Genomic DNA, 19604 nt, shown 5'->3' with positions numbered 1-19604 from the left:
CCGCCGATTCGCTGGCGAGTAAGTGCCATCGTCGTGTTTTGTGAGGCGTTGATATCTCTCATACGCATTACGCGCACTGCCGCCGTCTTGAGTAAACTGCCACAGCTTATCGAAATCATCTCTATCCAACCATTGATATGGCGTGGCGGTAAGTATCTCTTGATACAAGGTATCTGGGCTATCAGCCCTACTACACAAGCAGTTCAATATAAATTGCGGGACAATGTCCAGTGCCCCTGGCTGTGGGCATTCCCCGTCTAGCTCCCCTTTTTCAATAGCGGAGATCGCCGCCTGACATTCCAGCGCTTCAAAACGGTTTGCCGGTACGAGCAACGCTTCACTTGGCTCGTCGAGCCTGTGGTTTGCTCGCCCTATCCTTTGCAGCAGCCTGCTTACACCTTTAGGTGCGCCAACTTGTATGACCTTGTCTACATCACCCCAGTCGATACCTAACTCCAAGGCCGACGTACATACAATTGCCCTCAGCATGCCGCTTGCCATCATGGCTTCGGTCTTACGACGCTGCTCTTTGCTCAAGCTGCCGTGATAAAGGGCAATGGGTAGCGCAGCCTTGTTTGCCTCCCACAGCATTTGAAACAACAGCTCTGACTGAGCTCGCGTATTCACAAAAACCAGCGTGGTTTTCGCGTTTTCAATAGCCTGATAAATATCATCGATGGCGTAGCGAGCCATAAAGCCGCCAAAAGGCATGCGCGCTTTAGAGTGCAGCATTTCCACCTTAGGTTTTTCACCCGCTTTCACTTTTACAATATTAGCTACACCGTCACTGCCAGCCAGCCACGCACCTAGCGTTTCGGGAAAAGCGACGGTGGCTGATAAGCCAATACGCTTACAATGCGGTGATAGAACGCTTAACCGCGCGAGGGCGAGTGAAAGAAAGTCACCGCGCCTGTTGGCCATTAAACTGTGCGTTTCGTCGATGATCACGCGTTTAAGCTTGCCAAAAAGCTTGTCGGCATCGGCGTAGCTCAACATCAGCATGAGCGATTCTGGTGTGGTAAGCAGGATGTTAGGCGGCTTTTTACGTTGACGCTGGCGCTTGTGTGAGGGCGTATCGCCTGTGCGTGTTTCTGCCGTTATCGGCAGCGCCATCTCTTCAATGGGCTGTAACAAATTACGATGAATATCTTGCGTGAGTGCTTTCAGCGGTGATATGTAAAGGGTATGTAGGCCGTTGAACCCTCCCTTTTCTTTTCCTTTTGTTGCCTGTTTGTTTATTGTTTTTATTTCGGCTTGTTCGCTGGTTCCGGTCTTCTTAACAAGCTCCTGGTTTTCCGAAATCTCAGCAAGTTCACTCGTACCGAATGCCTCAGCAAGCTCGCTCATACTAAATGTCTCTGCAAGTTCGATTAGGCTAGGTAAAAAGCCAGACAGGGTTTTGCCAGCGCCGGTTGGCGCAATCAATAATGTACAGTCATGCTGGTCTTTCTCCACCAGCATGGTGTGTTGATAATCGCGTAGTTGCCAGCCTTTTTGTTCAAACCAATGGGCAAAGACTGAAGGAAGTGAAGTCATTGATGGTTCTTGTTAATACTTTTAGCACTTATACGGCAAAACCTTGGTTAGGTTTACTTGTCACGCCTTACGATAGGTGCACAATGTAATCATCCTCAGCGCGTTTAATGTTTAGATACACTTTTCACTTCGACCCCATGCATTTTCTTAGCGTAAACTTCAGCGCAGAGTTTTTGACCTTCTTATGCTTCACGAATTAGCGATTTTCTTACAAGGACCGTACATGCGAATTCATTCAATAGACGCCGTTAGAGGTTTAGCCATTCTTGGCATCTTATTCATGAACATTACGTTTCACCAAAACGGTTACGCTAACTATGCATTTTTTGAAGAGCCGCTATTATCAGACACGGTTATTTCACTTTTTAATACGCTGTTTTTGGATGGACGATTTCGCTCTCTGTTCTGCTTGCTGTTCGGTGCAGGTCTGGCAATTCAATTTGAGTCCTGCGAAAAGCGCGGACACCATTTTTTAGATTTCTCACAAGCCAGACTTAAGTGGCTTTTTGTATTTGGGCTACTGCATGGCGTATTTATTTTCAGCGGCGACATTTTGCTTTATTACAGCCTGTTCGCATTTTTTATTTTAAAACACTTCACGCTCCCTCAAGATGAACTCAAAAAGAAAAGTATTCATTACCTTATTGTGGGAAGCGCAATTATGTTAGTTGGTGGGCTCGTCATGGCGTTTGTGTTCGACATGGGGGCTGAACTGCCAACACGACCCAGTGAAACATTTAACGAAGAAGTGGCCTTGTGGCAAAGCGGCTACTTAACGCAACTTGGTATTCAAGCATCGTTTATGCTGTCTACGGTTATTGTCGCGCCATTCACTATGCTGTGGCAGTCTATGGGGCTTATGATGTTTGGCGCTTATTTGTATAGGGCAGGCTTTTTCAATCACGGCTTCTCGTCACTACTATTTAAGAAGTTAGTATTAGTTGCCATCGTCACATCCATCATTACTGCACTTCCGCAATTTTTATTCGAACAGGTAACATTAGATGTGATTCCCATGTTCACTAGCATTCCAGCCATTTTCTGTGCTTTGGTATACGCTCACGTATTGATAAACATAAGACATACTGCGGCGTGGTGGTATCAGTCGCTTATAAACTGCGGCAAAGTTGCACTCACGCTCTACCTAACCCAATCAATAGCACTCGCTGTGCTATTTCGCATCGTCATGCCCGCTTATTTTCCAAACTTTATTTACAGCGTGACGTTGCTTGATTTGCTTCTGGTCACCATTGCCTTCACCGCAGTACAAGTTATTTTGGCGAACGCCATTACTAAGCACTTCAACCAAGGTCCCTTTGAAGCCCTATGGCGAAAAATGTATTTGCGCAGTTTTCACAAAAAGCAAAAATTGAAACATGATGAGAAAGAACAGCTCACCTACATGGATGAAGTATAAAAAAGGGCCTGTGAAAAATAAGGCCCTCGTCCACTTGAGTGGCGTATTAGAATCTAAATGTTCCTAACAACGTAGCCGAGCCCAACTGATTCTCGTCGGTATCATAGCCTAAGCCAAATTCGATAGATGAATGCGGGTTGAACCAGAAGTGTGTGCCTAGTTCAATCACGTTGTCAGAGCCTATGACCTCATTACTCTCGTGAATGTAAGTAACGCCTACGCTCCAATCAGGACGGAAATAATAATCTGTATCTAGCTCAATGGAGAACTCGCCATCAAACTGTGTCGCTTTCAATTTAGTGTCCCAGCCTGGAGAAAACTTACCAGCGCGCTGGCCAAAGCTTGTATATCGAGCAAATGCACTGTAGCTAAATTCAGAATCTGAACGCTCCTCGCTAACGCCAACATCAATGGAACTGAAAAGTTCTTCATTTAGATGAAAGTACTCTACGCCGACGCCGTATTCCCAATTTTGGTTCGCAAACGTAGATACCTCTACGGCATAGCGATTTAATGTTTCGTCAAAATATCTATTGTCGTTGGTTACACGCCCGTAACGCCCTCGAATTACCAGTGTATTTGAATAAAACCATTCTCCTCGAACATTTACGCTGTCGATGTTATCTATACCAAAATAATCCACAGAAACATTGTTCTTTCTTTGAAGGTAGGGGCTAATCGACCAAGGTTGCTGGTCTATATTCACTGATTCAAAATAGTGGCGGTAACTTGCACCAATAAAGTTGTCGTCGGCATCACGTACATCAGAAAATCCTAACGCAATTTCATGCTGAATATCAGTTGATTGGGCAAACACAGGAAGGGTTGAAACAGCTAGTAAACAAGCGCTCAAACGCAGCATTAGGCAATATCCTTATTTATAGTGAGCATCCAAAAAAAGCTCTTTTTCTAGTAGGCGTTGAAGTTAAATTAAAAGGTCGTGTAGTGCAATAGTTGACAGCATATCGACATATTTTGTGACAATTCGTAAAGCCAACTAGTTCAGCACACATATTGAGTTATTGGTCTTGCATACTTCAAGTGGTCGTTTTAAGGGAGTGAATACGTAGTAACAAGCATTCTCTAATTTGCAGGTATGGTAATTAGTGCACCCATCAACATGGCTAAAAACTGATGATACTGGCTTGTATTGTGAACCCGGTGAGTTTTACATTGACCCCATGAATGAAGTCGCCACCGCGCTTGTCACCCACGGGCACGCAGACCATGCACGGGCAGGTCATCACAGTGTATTCGCAAGTTCAGAAACACTGGCAATTATGAAAACCCGATACGGTGAAGATATGGCTATCCACCAGCACGCTGTAGCAATGGGTGAAGCCGTCAATTTTAACGATGTAAGAGCCACATTTTATCCTGCTGGCCATATTCTTGGGTCTACACAAATTCTTATTGAATATGCAGGCTACCGAGTTGTGGTTTCAGGCGACTACAAACGTCGCCACGATCCTACATGCCCACCGTTTAAGGTTGTTCCATGCGATGTATTGATTACCGAAGCCACCTTTGGGCTTCCTGTCTTTAAGCACCCGCCCATTGAACATGAAATTGAAAAGCTCCTTCATTCGTTACGGGTGTTTCCAGAACGATGCCATTTAGTAGGCGCTTATGCGCTGGGCAAATGTCAACGGGTGATATTGGCGCTGCGCGAGGCGGGTTACGCCAAGCCAATTTACTTACACGGTGCGCAGCTAAAATTGTGCGATCTATACAAGCAATTAGGAATAGACTTAGGCGAGTTAATTCCGGTGTCTGAGGTCGCGGATAAAAAAACGTTAGCCGGTGAGATAATCATTGCTCCCCCTTCTGCACTTGCCGATAGGTGGTCGCGAAGCTTACCTAATGTACGCCCTGTTGTAGCATCTGGCTGGATGCAAATTCGCGCTCGCGCTAAGCAAAAAAATGTCGAGCTACCGCTTATTATCTCTGATCATTGCGACTGGCCTGAATTGCTGCAAACCATTGAAGAAGTTAACCCGAAAGAAGTGTGGGTGACTCATGGCAGAGAAGATGCGCTGATGTATCAGGCAGAGAAAATGGGGTATAAAGCCAGAGCGCTATCGCTAGTTGGTTATGATGAAGATGAGCAAGGAGGCGACTAGTGGAAGCATTCAGTCACTTACTTGAACAGCTGTATTTCACGTCTGGAAACAAAGCCAAGGCGCAGCTGATTGCCGACTACATTGCCAATGCGCCAGACCCCGATCGTGGATGGGCTATTGCTGCTATGGCAGGCACATTAAGATTCGACTTCTTTAAGCGAAACACGGTAAAAAAGCTTATTTCCGAACATACCGACCCTGCGCTTTTTGCTATGAGCTATGACTATGTGGGTGAGGTTAGTGAAACCGTGGCTCATTTATGGCCATATAGCGAGCCTTCAGATTCACTACCCACGCTTACCGAGGTGGTAGAAACCTTTACGTCTATAAGTAAGCAGAAAGTTTCTGCCACACTAGCTCACTACCTAACGATAATGACGCCTGCCCAACGCTGGGCGTTACTAAAATTAGGCACCAGAGGCCTGCGTATAGGCGTTTCGGCACGCTCTATAAAACAGATATTGGCCGACTATGGCAATAAAGACATTAAAGAAGTTGAGACACTTTGGCACGCGATTACCCCGCCTTATGTCGATATGCTTGGTTGGCTAGAAGGAAAAGTCGACAAGCCTGATATTAAAAATGCCGTCACCTTTCATCCAGTTATGCTTTCTCACCCCATTGAAGATAGCGATATCAAGGCATTCACCAAGAACACGTGGCAAATTGAGAACAAGTATGACGGCATTCGTGTGCAGCTTGTTGTTAAGTCAAATAACCCTATCAACGATAAGGCTCAGAACGGTAGTGGGGCCGATGGCGATAAGCCCCAAAAAGCCCTTTTCTCCCGCACTGGCGATGATATTAGCCACTCATTCCCTGATCTGCTTGAGTCTATAAGTGGCAATATGGTGCTAGATGGAGAACTACTGGTTATCCATAATGCAGAACCTGGCTTTCACCCATCTGAAGAATCGACTGCCCAAAGTGCAGCTAGTCAACGCACGAGTAGTGATAAAAGCGGTAAACAAGCTTCATCTGCCACACAGCCTAATGTGGATACCTTTAATGCCCTCCAGCAGCGCCTTAATAAAAAGAAACCGAGCAAAGCGTTACAGTCTTCCGCCCCGGTTGGACTAATCGTTTACGATGCTTTAGTGCTTAATGGTGAAGATCTAACAGAAAAAACACTAAAAGCGCGGCGCCACTACCTTGAAGAATGGTTTAGCAAAACGAATAACAGCCGTTTATTTCTTTCTGAAACACTCAATGCCACCTCCCCCGAAACTTTGCGCCAGCTTCACACCCAAGTATGCCAAAATCGTGCGGTAGAAGGGCTGATGATAAAGCGCTTAGATAGTCATTATGTACCTGGCAGGCCTAAAGGCCAGTGGTTTAAATGGAAGCGCGATCCGCTAGTTGTGGATGCGGTAATGATGTATGCGCAGCGCGGGCACGGTAAGCGCTCCAGCTTTTATTCTGATTACACGTTTGGCGTTTGGGAGGACAGTCAGCTTCTGCCTATCGGAAAAGCATATTCTGGGTTCACCGATGAAGAGCTTAAAAAACTGGACAATTGGGTAAGGCGCAATGCCGTAGGACGGTTTGGCCCGGTAAGAGAAGTGAAAAAAGAGCTAGTGCTTGAAGTGGCTTTCGACGCTGTACACCCTTCATCTAGGCACAAATCAGGGGTCGCGCTGCGCTTTCCCCGTATGCATAGAATTCGTTGGGACAAGCCCGCGAGTGAAGCTGATACGTTAGCGAATGTAAAAGCATTAATAGAAGGATAAGCCCATCAAAAATCCTTTCTTAGTCGTGTAAAATCGCAGAGAATAGGGCGAGATAGAAATAAGGTTTACACCTTAAGAAAATAAAACAATAGGAAATCGCCATGCCTAAGGCTAGTGAAATTAAAAAGAATAACACTGTGGTATTTGACGGAAAAACTTGCATAGTGCGAGACATTGAACGCTCTGTCCCTCAAGGTCGTGCAGGCGGTAGCATCTATCGTATGCGCATGTACGATGTGGTAACAGGTGCCAAATACGATGAAACGTTTAAAGACTCAGATACCCTAGATATGGCTGACTTAATTCGTCGCCCTGCTATGTTTTCGTATATTGATGGCGAAGAATATGTATTCATGGATAAGGAGGACTACACCCCCTATCACTTGAACAAAGAAAGCATTGAAAACGAAGCCTTGTTCATTAACGAGGAAACTGACGGCATTCAAGTTGTTATTGTTAGCGAAGTGCCTGTTGCCCTGGACTTGCCTATGAGCGTAGAACTTGAAGTAGTTGAGACCGACCCGTCAATTAAAGGGGCATCGGCGACTTCTCGTACTAAACCCGCTACGCTTTCAACCGGGCTTGTGGTGCAGGTGCCAGAATACATCAGTACAGGCGAGTGGATAAAGGTCAACACCGAGGAACGTAAGTTCCAAAGCAGAGCCGATAAGCACTGAGCTGAGTTAACTTATTAAATTAACCTGCCATCGACGCTTGTTAAGCTCTAAAATGGCAAAAAAGGGTTCATATCGAACCCTTTTTTAATTGCCTTGAAATCAGTTTTGAAAACGTTGTTCAACGCCTTTTACTTTGCGATATCAGCCTGTGTAGGCAGCGCACTAAATGCACCGTACTGCGTGACCGTGTAAGCTCCGCAACGAATAGCAAATTCAGTCGCTTCGCTAACGTTTTCAAAGTTTTCTACCCATGCACCAAACTCATCGGTGCTCTTCACTTTGGTAGAAAGGAAGTAAAGGAACCCACCGATAAATGAATCGCCTGCTGCAGTCGTGTCTTTTACATCCATTTTGGGTGACGCTAGCGTGCCGCTAAACGACTTTGTAATATAGTGAATTGGCTCACCACCATCAGTTACCAATACAACTTTAACGCCGCTATCAAGCCATTGCTGAACTTTTGTATCGGCATTTTCTTCGCCATAAAGCTCTGCTAACTCTTCACGGCTTGCCTTAAGTATAGAAACTTTCTTTGCTGCTTCATCAATACGTGTCGGCGCATTTGCAGTGTCATCCCAAAATGCTGGGCGATAATTAATGTCTAAACACACCATCATGCCGTTTTCCTTCGCCTTGTTTAAAATAAACTCGGTGCCAGGAATAAGTTCAGGGCCTGAAATTGAACCTGAACAGAAGTGAAGCACTGTATTTTTGTCGCAATCAATTGTCGACAAGTCTTGCTCTGAAATATGTTTATGTGCGGCATTATCAACATAAAAATCAAACGAACGCTCGCCGTCTTCGTCTAAGTTCACAAATGCCAGCGCCGTATTACCTTCCTGTGTAGTCCACACAAAGTCCGTATTTACTTTGTAGTGCTCAAGCATTTCTTTAAGAAAGGCGCCAAAGGTATCGTCACCTACCTTTGATACCATTGCACTCTCTCCACCCAGCTGAGCAACAGCAACCGCTACGTTAGCAGGTGCACCGCCAGCATAAGGCTGAAAAGGCTTCATTGCCGGTATGTTACCATCTTTGGGCGCAGCACCTTGGCTTAACATATCAATGAGTACTTCACCTAAACACAAAATTTTCATACCAGCCTCTCTTAACAAAATTTAAAAATTGCAGCTTACCTATGCACAGTTCGCACAAGGTTAACGAATCGTTAATTAATTGGGGCATAGTATTGTCGAAAGCACAAATTAAATCAACCTGATTGATTTAACATTTTGCGTAAAAATCAATGGGTGTGATAGGGTTGTCGTAGTACTGTCGAATAAAGTTATGTCGGAACAAGTACCTACACCATTTCTTAAATTTGATACACGGCTAGGTTGTTATTACACTCTAGCTTCTTAAAACGATAGATTGTAAATACATTGAATAAAGAATCGGCCTTTCACCTACCATCACAGAAAGCACCTACATTGCTTGATAGCCGCTCAGCGAATGAACGGGATATTCTTACCCTAATTCGCCAACGTTCTTCATTACCTAAAGCTGAAATAGCCCAATTAACAGGGCTGTCTGCACAATCAGCGACAGTGATCATTAAAAAACTAGAGGCTGACGGCCTAGTAAGGCGACTAAAGCCAATCAAAGGCGGTGTAGGCCAGCCCAAGGTGCCGTTTGGTCTAAATGAAAGCGGCGCGTTTGGTATAGGGCTGAAAGTAGGTCGACGAAGTTTCGATATGACGTTACTCGACTTAAAAGGCAATGTAAGAGCAACACTTCACGAGAAGTTTGCCTACCCGACCGTAAGCAACCTGCTTACCTTTGCAAAACGTGCTTTCAACGTATTAATTAAAAATTTGGATGCCGACCAACAGCGCCTGATCCGAGGTTTAGGCGTTGCTATGCCCTTCGAAATTTGGAGCTGGGCAGAAGAAGCCGGCGCCCCAAAAAATGAATTGGAAGAGTGGAGAGAGTTTAATCCACAAGCCGCGTTGGAAGATTTATTATCACTGCCTGTTTTTATAAAAAATGACGCTGGAGCAGCGTGCAGCGCAGAGATGTCGTTCGGTAATCCCCAAAACTACAGTAGTTTTCTTTATATCTTTGTTGGCACATTCTTAGGTGGTGGCCTAGTTCTCAATAACCAGTTAGTTAATGGAAAAACAGGCAACGCTGGGGCCATTGGCTCTTTGCCCTTTTACAATGGCAGTACACAAAGCCAGCTAATAACCCAGTCTTCACTTTATTTGCTGGAAAGAAAGCTAAACGACGCTGGGCACAACGGTCAGCATATTTATGAATCGCCATCCCACTGGTCTTGTGACACGCGCTCAATAGAAGACTGGTTAAGCGAAACCGCCAGAGGATTGGCCTTTGCGACTCAATGTGCAATGAGCTTGTTAGACCTAGACGGCGTAATCATAGATGGCGCAATTCCTGATGATGTCAAAAACGCATTGGTCGCGCATACGCAAAGCGCGATGGAGACGCTTGATATGCGTGGCCTTGCTCAGGTACACATAAGCGAAGGTCTTGTAGGCAGAAAAGCGCAATCCATTGGAAGTGCAAACCTAGCCCTTCAGGCAAATTATTACTAGCCATCTCACATCTCAAAAGGTTTGGCTTTGGGCAGTATGAAAGAAGGAATGCATGACATTTTAATTTTAGATGGCGGCATGGGGCGAGAGCTGAAAAAGACAGGTGCGCCCTTTAAGCAGCCAGAGTGGTCAGCACTGGCACTAATGCAAACACCTGAATTAGTAAGTGATGTGCACAAACGTTTTCTTGAAGCTGGTGCCTGCGTTATTACCACTAACGCCTATGCGCTTGTACCTTTTCATATTGGGGAAAATACATTTAGGGAGCAGGCTTTTACTCTGGCTCAGAGTGCGGCCGAACTCGCTCGAGGCGCAGTAAACGCACTAAAGAGCGATGGTGACAATAAGCGATTTGTCGCGGGTAGCGTTCCTCCGGCTTTTGGTTCTTACCGCCCAGATTTATTTGATGCAACCCGTGTAGCCGACATTCTCACACCGCTTATTAAAGCGCAGGAGCCCTACGTTGATGTTTGGTTGATTGAAACTGCAAGCTCGGTAGAAGAAGCTGAAGCCGTGGTATCACTTATAAAACAGCACTCTACACTGCCTTTATGGCTGTCATTTTCCGTTAGTAATCGAGAAACATCTAACGAGCCTGTGACATTGCGCTCTGGTGAGCCGCTAAGTGAGATAGCGCCAATATTGAGCGAAGTACAGAGCGTACTTTTCAATTGCTCGCAGCCGGAAGAGATGGAAGACGCTATTTCAATAACGCGAAGTTTAAATGCTTCGATTAATATTGGCGCTTATGCAAATAGCTTTTCTGAGAGAAAACGTACACACGCGGCCAACGCGCTACTTTCCGAAATACGTGACGATATAACCCCCGCCCGCTATGTTGAATACGTTAAGACTTGGGTAGCTGCTGGCGCAACTATCATCGGGGGCTGCTGTGGTATCGGCCCTGAGCATATTAAAGCCATCAGCGACGTTTTTGGTCAAAAAAGCACTAAATAGACGGGGCTAGCTTCACAGCGCAAAGTCCTGTGTTTCGCCCTTTTGTGGAATAAAACGCGGCATCGGTTCTGATGGATGGAGAGACGACAAAGTGCCCCGCTCAATTCGCTATCGATGTAGTGATTTTGGCACGCTGATATCTATTGTTCGACAAGGACTGGCCTTGGCCTACGTGCCTGACTTCATAGCAAAAAGCCATAACCTTACTAGCGTCGATGTATTAGGTTATAACTTTTATCATACGGAGCACTTCGAACTTGTTTACAAACCTAGCATGGCATCGGGATGGCTAAATCGGTTTGTCGACTCAGTTAAAAGCGCTATTTCGTAACAACATTTTTAGCCCCTTTGATCAGTGCTTCTCTGTCAATTTTATTAGGGACTTCCACTCCACGCCGTGCGGCTGGCCTCGCTTCAATACTGTTTTTCCAACGGGTTAAGTTGTCTAACCCTTCTATGCTTACACCAGACCATTCATAGGTACGCACCCAACACCAGTTCGCCATGTCAGCAATACTGTAGTCGTCGACCAAATACTCTCGATTTTCTAGCCTCCCATCAAGCACAGTAAATAGGCGGCGTACTTCGTTCTGATAACGTGCTATCGCCACTGGAATTTTTTCTTCTAGGTAGCGGTGGAACACATTAGCTTGGCCCATCATTGGGCCTATGCCTCCCATCTGAAACATGACCCACTGTAAAACCTGGCTTTTTCGCTTTGCGTCGGTGGGTAAAAACATACCGCTTTTTTCTGCGAGATAAATCATGATAGCGCCAGACTCAAACACGATGTGACCCTCGGCTTCTCTATCCACAATTACCGGAATACGGCCATTGGGGTTCATCGCCAAAAATTCAGGAGTTTTCTGCTCTCCCTTCATCAGGTTTACGGCATGGGCGGTGTATTCAAGCCCCATTTCTTCAAGCGCTACCGACGCTTTCCAACCGTTCGGTGTGGCTGCGGTGTATAAATCTATCATTAGGCTCTTGCACTCTCTCTGTTACTTACCGCCTCATACCAGCGCGCCAGATTGACATGCTCGTCAGTCATACGAATTTTTACCACACGGGCGAAATCCATAGCGCATAACGCGGTTATATCAGCAATAGAAAAGGTGTCACCAGCAATAAACTCTTTAACACCAAGTCGACGCTCTAAAATGTTCAAATATTTCGACGCATTGATACCCGCTTCCTTACCAAATTCAGGAACTGGCGTCATACGATCTTTAAAGTAACCTGTAGTATGTTGAAAACACATACCAATTTGCATCATAAACGCGAACTCTACTTGTCGTTGCCACATAGAAATAGTCGCTTTTTCAACGGGCGTTGTTCCCATTAGCGGTGGCTCTGGCTGCAGTGCTTCAAAATACGTACAAATGGCATCGGTTTCGGCAATACAGGTGCCGTCATCAAGCTCTAAAATAGGTATCTTTCCCAGCGGGTTCTTCGCGCGCATTTCCGCAGTTAGATTTTCACCCTTTTGAATGTCGACCTGAACGTAGTCAACGTCAATGCCCTTCTCAGCCAAAAACATTCGTACTCGACGTGGGTTGGGCGCAGTCTTCGTTTCGTAGATTTTCATAATAATGATTACGGGCCTTATGGTGATTAGTCAGGAATTGTAATAACCCAAGATTAGTAACTGTGCAGTACGCTTTCAAATCACTCTGTATATGACTCATACTATTCAGCGCCTTTATGGTTATACCTCTGTATTTTTCGCAGATAATTAACCAGTTGCAGGTCTTGAACCAGCTCTATCTAGATGCTGCTACAGCGCTGTGAGTACTTTAAGACGCTTTATTTCATTGTCAGTAAAATGGGCAGATTGATACTCTTGCAGTGCTTTTTCTATTGCGTTTGAATCAAGAGATTGCTGAGCCAAGTTATCGCGGAATGTTTTGTATTCGGCAATTCTGTTTTGCCACTGAGCTTGTTGTGCCCATGTTTTGGAAAAGCGTTCTGCAACTTCGCTACCAAATTCAGCCGCCACTGCGTTATAGCGATCGTTAATAGTGCTGTGGTTGTTTTTTATTTCGTTTATTCGATGCATATTAAGCGTGGGCTGGAAGGCTTCACGTTCGGCGGAGTTTCCCGCTTTAATTGACTCGACGATAAGGGCCTTTCTTTCGTCTCTGGATAAGGTGTTTTCTTGGGCAACACTTAAACGTGCTAGCGCCGCCTCGTCTACCTGCGCTTCTTGACTAAACAGATAGTGGTATTCAGTATTATTAAAGTAAGTTCGTCTAATTTCCTCTCGCTCATCTAGCTTAAACGACACATCCTGCAAGCTGTGACTGGCAAGGTCGACGTCCAATTCAACCAAAGACAGCGCTACTTTGTAATCGACATACCGGGCAAATAAGTCGATTGCGTCACCTTGCGTGCTGAGTGTGAATACTTCATAAGCATGGGTTGTGTAGGCAAGTTTCACTGCTTGCGGCACTTCTGAGGTGCGTGCAAATACGAAGCGATCGAAAGCGTCTTTGGTCGAGTAATTGAGTTCAAAGGGAATGAGATCAGCTGCAATATCAGTGTCACTATCCCGATGACTACCTACATCAGTTACTTGATGTACTGCACCGCCTCCTTCTAACTCATATTCTCCGGCTTTCGCTTGTTCACCTAAGGATGAGCGTTGACTGAAAATTTCTGAATTAGAGGTTTGGGATTCAGACGCTAACTGGTTGTAAAGAATAGCACCGAATACTAAGAGGGCGAGCAGCCCTCCTAGTATTGGAAAAACACGGCGTAATTGACGCTTCTCCACTACAGTCCTAAGCCTTTCAGTCGGTTAGCCTGACGAACAAACACGTCAACTGGGTCGGTTTCAAACCAGTGCGTTATGCCAAAGCTCTGGTTGACTTCATCAAGGTGGTTCATTTTATAGTTGTCTTTAAGTACTTTGCCTAAATGAGAACTACAGGTCGATACTAGCCCATCGTTTGGCTCTTTGAATGCGGTGCCAGTAATAGCTAAGAATGGGTCAACTACATCAAGTGCATTGGTGTAAGTTCTGCCTCCGCTCCACGAGAAATAGTACACGCCATTTTCAGCCAACATTTTTCCATCGTTGCGGCAGTAGGCAGTAGGCATCCCTTCTGGATATTTTTGATTGAAAGCAACAGAGCCAGACGTAGACAATGAATTAAGCGCAGCGATTGAATCTGTAGGTTTGTCTCGCGGATCTGACCCAGAGGCAATCTCGATGATATTGGCGAACGCATTAAATACAACGCCCGCAGCACCCTCGCCCACTGAACCTTCAGAAAAAGCGTCTCGTAGTTCATCTGCCACTTTGCTTCCCCAGTTTACGCCGGCAACTGAACTTACCGAAGCAACCTTATCTGGGGCAACGCTTGCGGCGTAACGTGCCGTTGGACCACCGTGACTGTGTCCAATTAAATTCACTTTGTCAGCTCCTGATAGCGCCAGAACTTCATCAATGTAATCGAGTAACTGTTCACCGCGGACTTCGGTCGAGTTTGCTGGTGAGACCTCTGCGATATAGACAACAGCGCCGTTTCGGCTAAGTTTGTGCGGTACCTTATAGAAATAATCAACAAATAAGATATCTTCGAACCCAAACAGACCGTGAACTAACACAATAGGGTGCTTGGTTTTTGCGTAGGTGCCAGCGTAGGCTTGGCCAGACAAGCCTAATGTCATACTGAACAAAGCTAATAACACGGCGAATTTACCGAGCCATGGTTTTGTAGAGCGTATTCTTATAGAGCGTAAGTGGTTATATATTGTCATCGAGTGTATCCCATAATTATGGTTGAATGTGGTCTGTGGTCAGACCTTTGTTATTATTATGTAAACACAATGTAAAGATCAACCTTTGTGTGAAATCTTTAATAAAGGCTTTTACTGTGTATAGGTAAGTTTTCGACGGAGTTAGTTACTATTAATCAGTTAATTCAGAAAGATAGCGTCAGGTATGAAGTATGTTAACCCATACCATTTTCACTATACATACAGGACATAAATAACACTTATAGTCGCTTATTTATGTTTGGAATATGTTTGAATGTAGTTTACGGCCAGGCTCGAAGTGGTTAGCCACTCTCCTTTAAGTGGGTTTAGCCTCATACCGACCTGATACTTAAGGGTAAACTCATTTCCAATCCAGCTTTTTAATTCGCTGGGCTTAACAAATTTCTTCCAGTCATGGGTTCCTATAGGTAAGTAGCGCATTACGTATTCCGCTCCCACTATGGCAACAACATAACTTTTCAGCGTGCGGTTCAGCGTTGCCAAAATCAGCAGGCCACCCGGCTTAACTAAACTTGCGCACTCTCGCATAAGCTGCTGCTGGTCAGGCACGTGCTCAACAACTTCGGCGTTAATTACCACATCATATTGCCGACCTTCTTCTACTACCTCGCTTGAGAGTTTATGCTGATAGTCTACCTTTACTCCTATATTTTGAGCATGGCGCTTTGCCACTTCTACGCTCACTGCACTGGCATCTATACCCGTAACTTGAGCGCCTAATTTTGCTAGCGGTTCGCTTATTAGCCCACCGCCACTGCCAATATCTATCACTGATAAGGCGGAATAATCGGGAGGCAAGTTGCCCTGACCGAAATGATTTTCTATTTGTGCTTTTATAACGTTTAGTCTTGCCCGATTAAAATCCAGCGCGGTTTTGTATTTGCCTTCTGGGTCCCACCAAGAGTCAGCCAGCGCATCGAAGCGCGCAATCTCTTGTTCAGAAAAGTTACTGTCGCCTGTTTTTTTGCTTTTATCGAGCACGATTTTTTACCTTAAAACGTAGTTACCGTAGCGCTTATTGTTGACCCTTGTCGAGCAGGGTCATAAGGTGGATAGATAAGGTTCTATTCATCCTAAATTCGCTACTTGGCGATTTGAATAAGACATACCTATTAAACCATACGTTGTAAAAGAGGGTTCTGATTTTGGCGAACGCAAAAAATGTCTATGGACGCCCACTCCAGCTATGCTGTGGAAATACTGGATTTACGCGAGAAGGATTTTGCTATGTACCAGACGCTGATGTGGGTAATCACAGCGTATGCGCGGTTGTCACTGACGAATTTCTTCAATTTTCGCTACGACAAGGCAACGACCTCATCACGCCGTGGCCTAGTATGACATTTCCTGGCCTGTTAGCAGGCGACAGATGGTGTTTGTGTGCCGCTCGCTGGCTACAAGCCTATGAGGCAGGTGTAGCGCCGAAAGTACGCTTGGAAGCCACACATGAAAAAGCGTTAGACATTATTCCACTTTCACTGCTAGAAGAGTACGCGGCAGATTAATCTAAACCTGCCGCCTCGCCCTCGAATGCTTATATTCGCACTATTGCGCGAACATTGCTTGATTGAGCAGTGAAGCTCAATCTACTACTGAGGAGTACGAATTACCATAAGGCGAGTCTCAGACATATCTTCAATCGCATAGCGAATACCTTCGCGACCTAAGCCTGAGTCCTTCACGCCACCATAGGGCATGTTGTCCACCCGCCAGCTAGGTACATCTCCAATGACCACACCACCAACGTCAAGCACGTCCCATGCTTTGTGTGCTTTATATATATCGCGGGTAAACACACCTGCTTGAAGTCCGTAGCGGCTGTTATTTACTTCTTCAAGCGCTTCGTCATAGTCATCGAATGGCACCAGAATAGATAGAGGGCCAAACGCTTCTTCGGCACTGGCATCACAATCCTTTGGTACATTTTCCATTACCGTAGCCTCAAGCATGGCGCCGTCTCGCGTTCCGCCGCATAGAATGGTGGCACCTTTCTCTTTTGCTTCTTCAATCCAGCCGTGAAGGCGCTCTGCTTCGCCTTCTGAGATCATAGGGCCAATAAAGGTGTCTTCATTAGACGGGTCGCCAGACACTAACGCTTTCACTTTTTCCACATAGCGTGACTTAAACTCATCGTATATTTTGCTGTGCACTAAAAGGCGCTGAACACTTATACAACTTTGCCCTGATTGATAATAAGCACCGACAATTACCCGGTCGATGGCGTCTTCAATATCGGCATCTTCATCAACTACGCATGCGGCGTTACCGCCAAGCTCCAATACCACCGGCTTCTTTCCTGCTTTTGCTTTAAGCGCCCAGCCCACATCAGGTGAACCTGTGAAGCTAAGCAGCTTTAGTCTTTCATCAGTAGTGAATAAGTCAGCGCCGTCGCGGCTACAAGGTAGAATAGAAAATGCGCCTTTGGGTAAGTCAGTTTCAGCTAATACCTCGCCGATAATGAGCGCGCCAATAGGGGTTCGCGAGGCAGGCTTGAGTACAAAGGTACAGCCTGCTGCGATTGCAGGAGCCACCTTGTGCGCAGCCAAATTCAGAGGAAAATTAAACGGCGATATAAATGAACATGGACCTATAGGGACCTTCTTGGTCATGCCCTGATAACCTTTGGCGCGCGCCGAGATTTCTAAATTCACCACCTCGCCGTTAATACGCACTGATTCTTCTGCCGCTATTTTGAAGGTATCGATAAGGCGGCTGACTTCGCCCTTAGCGTCTTTAATTGGCTTACCAGCCTCTATACAAAGCGCTTGTGCCAACTCATCGGCTCTTTCGGTAAAGCGCTTCACACAGTGCTCTAGCACCGCTTGTCTTTCGAAAGGAGCCATGGCGGCCATCGCAGGCTGCGCTTCTTCTGCTGCAGCAATGGCCTTATCGATGGTATCCGCATCGGCCATCGCCACCTTGGTTGCTAACTCTCCGGTGTATTTATTAGTCACGTCCAAGTCGGTATTGGCATAATGTGGCTCACTCGCTAAATAATAGGGATAGCTTTCCTTCAACATTTTTTACTCCTTACCTTTCTGTTGCGTTTGGCTTAAAGCTTGGCGCTAAGCTCTTTAATCGTATGATTTAGTGTTTTGTCATTCATACTGTAATCAACTGGACAATCGATAATATGTACGCCTTTTGTGTTCAAACACTTATCAACTAAGTGAATAAGTACATCCGCGTCGTCAACTCTCCAGCCCTGTGCGCCGTAACTTTGTGCGTATTTAACAAAGTTGGGGTTGCCATAATCTAAACCAAACTCATCGAACTGCATGTTTGCTTGTTTCCACTTGATCATTCCGTACGCATCGTCGCGCAAGATGATCACCACAAGGTCAAGCTTAAGCCTAACGGCAGTCTCAATTTCTTGGCTATTCATCATAAAGCCGCCATCGCCGCATACGCTTACCACAGGGACATCAGGCTTCACTAGTTTGGCTGCTATAGCTGATGGCAAACCGGCTCCCATTGAAGCCAGTGCGTTATCTAAAAGCAGGGTATTCGGATGATATGCGGGGTAATTTCGGGCAAACCATATTTTATATACGCCGTTGTCTAACGTGACAATGCCGTTATCAGGCATAACTTTACGAATATCGCGTACAAGACGTTCTGGTAAGATAGGGAATCGATTGTCGTCTTCTGCTTCAGCACGGTGGTCTACATAGGCTTGATGCACATCTTTGTAGAAGTCGAGTTTCCAACTGTCTTGAGGAGTAATGCCTTCTTTTATTTGCCAGATGCTGTTAGCAATATCTCCAACGACTTCGAGTTGCGGGAAGTAAACAGGGTCTACGGCAGCCGAATCAAAGTTGACATGAATCACTTTTTTATCGTTGTGATGCATAAAGAACGGTGGCTTTTCTACCACATCGTGGCCTACGTTGATAATAAGATCGGCACGCTCTATTGCCCTGTGTACAAAGTCACCGTCAGACAGAGCAGTATTCCCTGCAAAGCGCGGGTCGCTTTCGTTTAGTACCCCTTTGCCCATTTGGGTGGTAACAAATGGAATGCAGGTTTTATCAACAAACTCCCTGAGCATTTTCGCTGTTAGCTTTCTGTTTGCTCCGGCGCCAATCAATAACAAAGGTGACTGGGCTTCTTCAATCATAGTAACCGCAGCAGCAATTGCTTTGTATTCGGCGATAGGTCGACGGGCCATGCTAGGTGTTAGTATTTGGGCACTGGTTTGTTCTGCGGCAATGTCTTCCGGTAGTTCAATGTGTACAGCGCCCGGGCGCTCTTCATGGGCTAGACGAAATGCCTCTCGCACAGTAGAAGGTATTCTATCGCCACTCACAATCTGGTTGGTGAATTTAGTGATCGGCCGCATCATGTCAACGATGTCGATAACTTGAAAGCGACCTTGTTTGCTGGTTTTGATCGGCTTTTGCCCAGTAATCATCAACATTGGCATAGCGCCAAGTTGAGCATAAGCGGCGGGAGTAACTAGATTAGTGGCCCCAGGTCCTAAGGTCGAAAGGCACACTCCCACTTTTCCGGTAAGCCTGCCGTAAGTAGCAGCCATAAAACCAGCACCTTGCTCGTGACGCGTCAGCACCAGTTTAATAGAGGACTCGCGCAACGACTCAAGTAAGTCGAGGTTTTCTTCACCTGGGATACCAAAGACGTATTCCACGCCTTCTGCTTCTAACGCTTTAACAAATAAATCGGACGCTTTCATGTGCTGCACGCTCCTTGTAATTTGAGCAGAAAATAAAGTTCTTATTAGTTGTGCTACGAAACAATGCTGCGAATGGGTTTACTGTGCGTAATAAAATGCCCGTTGCTGACGGGCATGTTAAAAAATAGTG

General features: G+C 45.7%; 18 protein-coding genes. 8 read left to right on the top strand and 10 right to left on the bottom strand.

The features are described 5' to 3' along the window. On the bottom strand, positions 1-1536 hold a 1536-nt coding region (locus QVA83_RS13760), incomplete at its 3' end, for a DEAD/DEAH box helicase (protein ID WP_287498592.1). A gap of 223 nt (positions 1537-1759) precedes the next feature. Here QVA83_RS13760 and QVA83_RS13755 point away from each other — a divergent pair. After that, positions 1760-2953, top strand: coding sequence for a DUF418 domain-containing protein (locus tag QVA83_RS13755; RefSeq protein WP_287498591.1), 1194 nt, complete (start codon positions 1760-1762; stop codon positions 2951-2953). A gap of 46 nt (positions 2954-2999) precedes the next feature. Here QVA83_RS13755 and QVA83_RS13750 read toward each other — a convergent pair whose 3' ends face one another. After that, complete coding sequence (locus QVA83_RS13750) at positions 3000-3815, bottom strand: putative porin (protein ID WP_039221866.1); 816 nt, start codon at positions 3813-3815, stop codon at positions 3000-3002. 244 nt (positions 3816-4059) lie between these two features. Here QVA83_RS13750 and QVA83_RS13745 point away from each other — a divergent pair, with 244 nt between their 5' ends. The 3 genes from QVA83_RS13745 to efpL all read left to right on the top strand — a co-directional run bounded on the left by QVA83_RS13745 (position 4060) and on the right by efpL (position 7483). Continuing rightward, a complete protein-coding gene (locus tag QVA83_RS13745; RefSeq protein ID WP_287498590.1) occupies positions 4060-5076 on the top strand; it encodes a ligase-associated DNA damage response exonuclease in 1017 nt (338 codons plus the stop codon). Further along, complete coding sequence (locus QVA83_RS13740; RefSeq protein ID WP_287498589.1) at positions 5076-6806, top strand: cisplatin damage response ATP-dependent DNA ligase; 1731 nt, start codon at positions 5076-5078, stop codon at positions 6804-6806. Before QVA83_RS13745 ends, QVA83_RS13740 begins: the two co-directional genes overlap by 1 nt. A 101-nt stretch (positions 6807-6907) precedes the next feature. After that, positions 6908-7483 carry an elongation factor P-like protein EfpL gene (efpL, locus tag QVA83_RS13735; protein WP_025257482.1) on the top strand — a complete coding sequence of 192 codons (576 nt, stop codon included), beginning with the start codon at positions 6908-6910 and terminating at the stop codon, positions 7481-7483. A 128-nt stretch (positions 7484-7611) separates the two neighbouring features. Here efpL and QVA83_RS13730 read toward each other — a convergent pair whose 3' ends face one another. Further along, positions 7612-8580, bottom strand: a complete 969-nt coding sequence (locus QVA83_RS13730) for a carbohydrate kinase family protein (RefSeq protein WP_039221852.1) — start codon at positions 8578-8580, stop codon at positions 7612-7614. 285 nt (positions 8581-8865) lie between these two features. Between QVA83_RS13730 and QVA83_RS13725 the strand changes: the two genes are divergently transcribed. The 3 genes from QVA83_RS13725 (at position 8866) to QVA83_RS13715 (ending at position 11326) form a co-directional block, all read left to right on the top strand. After that, positions 8866-10038: an ROK family transcriptional regulator gene (locus tag QVA83_RS13725; RefSeq protein WP_039221849.1), complete on the top strand. Its 1173-nt coding sequence runs from the start codon at positions 8866-8868 to the stop codon at positions 10036-10038. A 48-nt stretch (positions 10039-10086) separates the two neighbouring features. Beyond that, positions 10087-10995 carry a homocysteine S-methyltransferase family protein gene (locus QVA83_RS13720; RefSeq protein WP_502711466.1) on the top strand — a complete coding sequence of 303 codons (909 nt, stop codon included), beginning with the start codon at positions 10087-10089 and terminating at the stop codon, positions 10993-10995. A gap of 91 nt (positions 10996-11086) precedes the next feature. Then, positions 11087-11326 carry a hypothetical protein gene (locus tag QVA83_RS13715; RefSeq protein WP_052235473.1) on the top strand — a complete coding sequence of 80 codons (240 nt, stop codon included), beginning with the start codon at positions 11087-11089 and terminating at the stop codon, positions 11324-11326. On the opposite strand, the gene QVA83_RS13710 is transcribed toward QVA83_RS13715, so the two are convergent. The 5 genes from QVA83_RS13710 to ubiG form a co-directional block, all read right to left on the bottom strand. Continuing rightward, the gene (locus QVA83_RS13710) at positions 11316-11975 is read right to left on the bottom strand and encodes a glutathione S-transferase family protein (protein WP_039221842.1); all 660 of its coding nucleotides are present in this window, start codon (positions 11973-11975) and stop codon (positions 11316-11318) included. The genes QVA83_RS13715 and QVA83_RS13710 overlap by 11 nt on opposite strands. After that, positions 11975-12583, bottom strand: coding sequence for a glutathione S-transferase family protein (locus tag QVA83_RS13705; protein WP_039221839.1), 609 nt, complete (start codon positions 12581-12583; stop codon positions 11975-11977). Before QVA83_RS13705 ends, QVA83_RS13710 begins: the two co-directional genes overlap by 1 nt. Positions 12584-12772: 189 nt before the next feature. Further along, complete coding sequence (locus tag QVA83_RS13700; RefSeq protein WP_039221837.1) at positions 12773-13771, bottom strand: lipase secretion chaperone; 999 nt, start codon at positions 13769-13771, stop codon at positions 12773-12775. Next, positions 13771-14760, bottom strand: coding sequence for an esterase/lipase family protein (locus tag QVA83_RS13695; RefSeq protein ID WP_287498588.1), 990 nt, complete (start codon positions 14758-14760; stop codon positions 13771-13773). The genes QVA83_RS13700 and QVA83_RS13695 overlap by 1 nt, the downstream gene beginning before the upstream one ends. Before the next feature lie 249 nt (positions 14761-15009). Further along, positions 15010-15762 carry a bifunctional 2-polyprenyl-6-hydroxyphenol methylase/3-demethylubiquinol 3-O-methyltransferase UbiG gene (gene ubiG, locus QVA83_RS13690; protein ID WP_287498587.1) on the bottom strand — a complete coding sequence of 251 codons (753 nt, stop codon included), beginning with the start codon at positions 15760-15762 and terminating at the stop codon, positions 15010-15012. A gap of 164 nt (positions 15763-15926) precedes the next feature. On the opposite strand from ubiG, the gene QVA83_RS13685 reads away from it, so the two are divergent. Next, complete coding sequence (locus QVA83_RS13685) at positions 15927-16286, top strand: DUF2237 family protein (protein WP_014951082.1); 360 nt, start codon at positions 15927-15929, stop codon at positions 16284-16286. Positions 16287-16370: 84 nt separating this feature from the next. Here the strand turns inward: QVA83_RS13685 and QVA83_RS13680 are convergent, their stop codons facing one another. Then, positions 16371-17801: an aldehyde dehydrogenase family protein gene (locus QVA83_RS13680; protein WP_287498586.1), complete on the bottom strand. Its 1431-nt coding sequence runs from the start codon at positions 17799-17801 to the stop codon at positions 16371-16373. 32 nt (positions 17802-17833) lie between these two features. Continuing rightward, a complete protein-coding gene (locus tag QVA83_RS13675; protein WP_014951084.1) occupies positions 17834-19474 on the bottom strand; it encodes an acetolactate synthase large subunit in 1641 nt (546 codons plus the stop codon). Between the last annotated feature and the right edge of the window lie 130 nt (positions 19475-19604).

Origin of the sequence: Alteromonas sp. AO-Serp (assembly GCF_017849675.1) — a bacterium.
Taxonomy (GTDB): domain Bacteria; phylum Pseudomonadota; class Gammaproteobacteria; order Enterobacterales; family Alteromonadaceae; genus Alteromonas; species Alteromonas macleodii.
The sequence above is the reverse complement of the archived record's forward strand: the minus strand, read 5'-3'. Positions and strand labels throughout refer to the sequence as shown.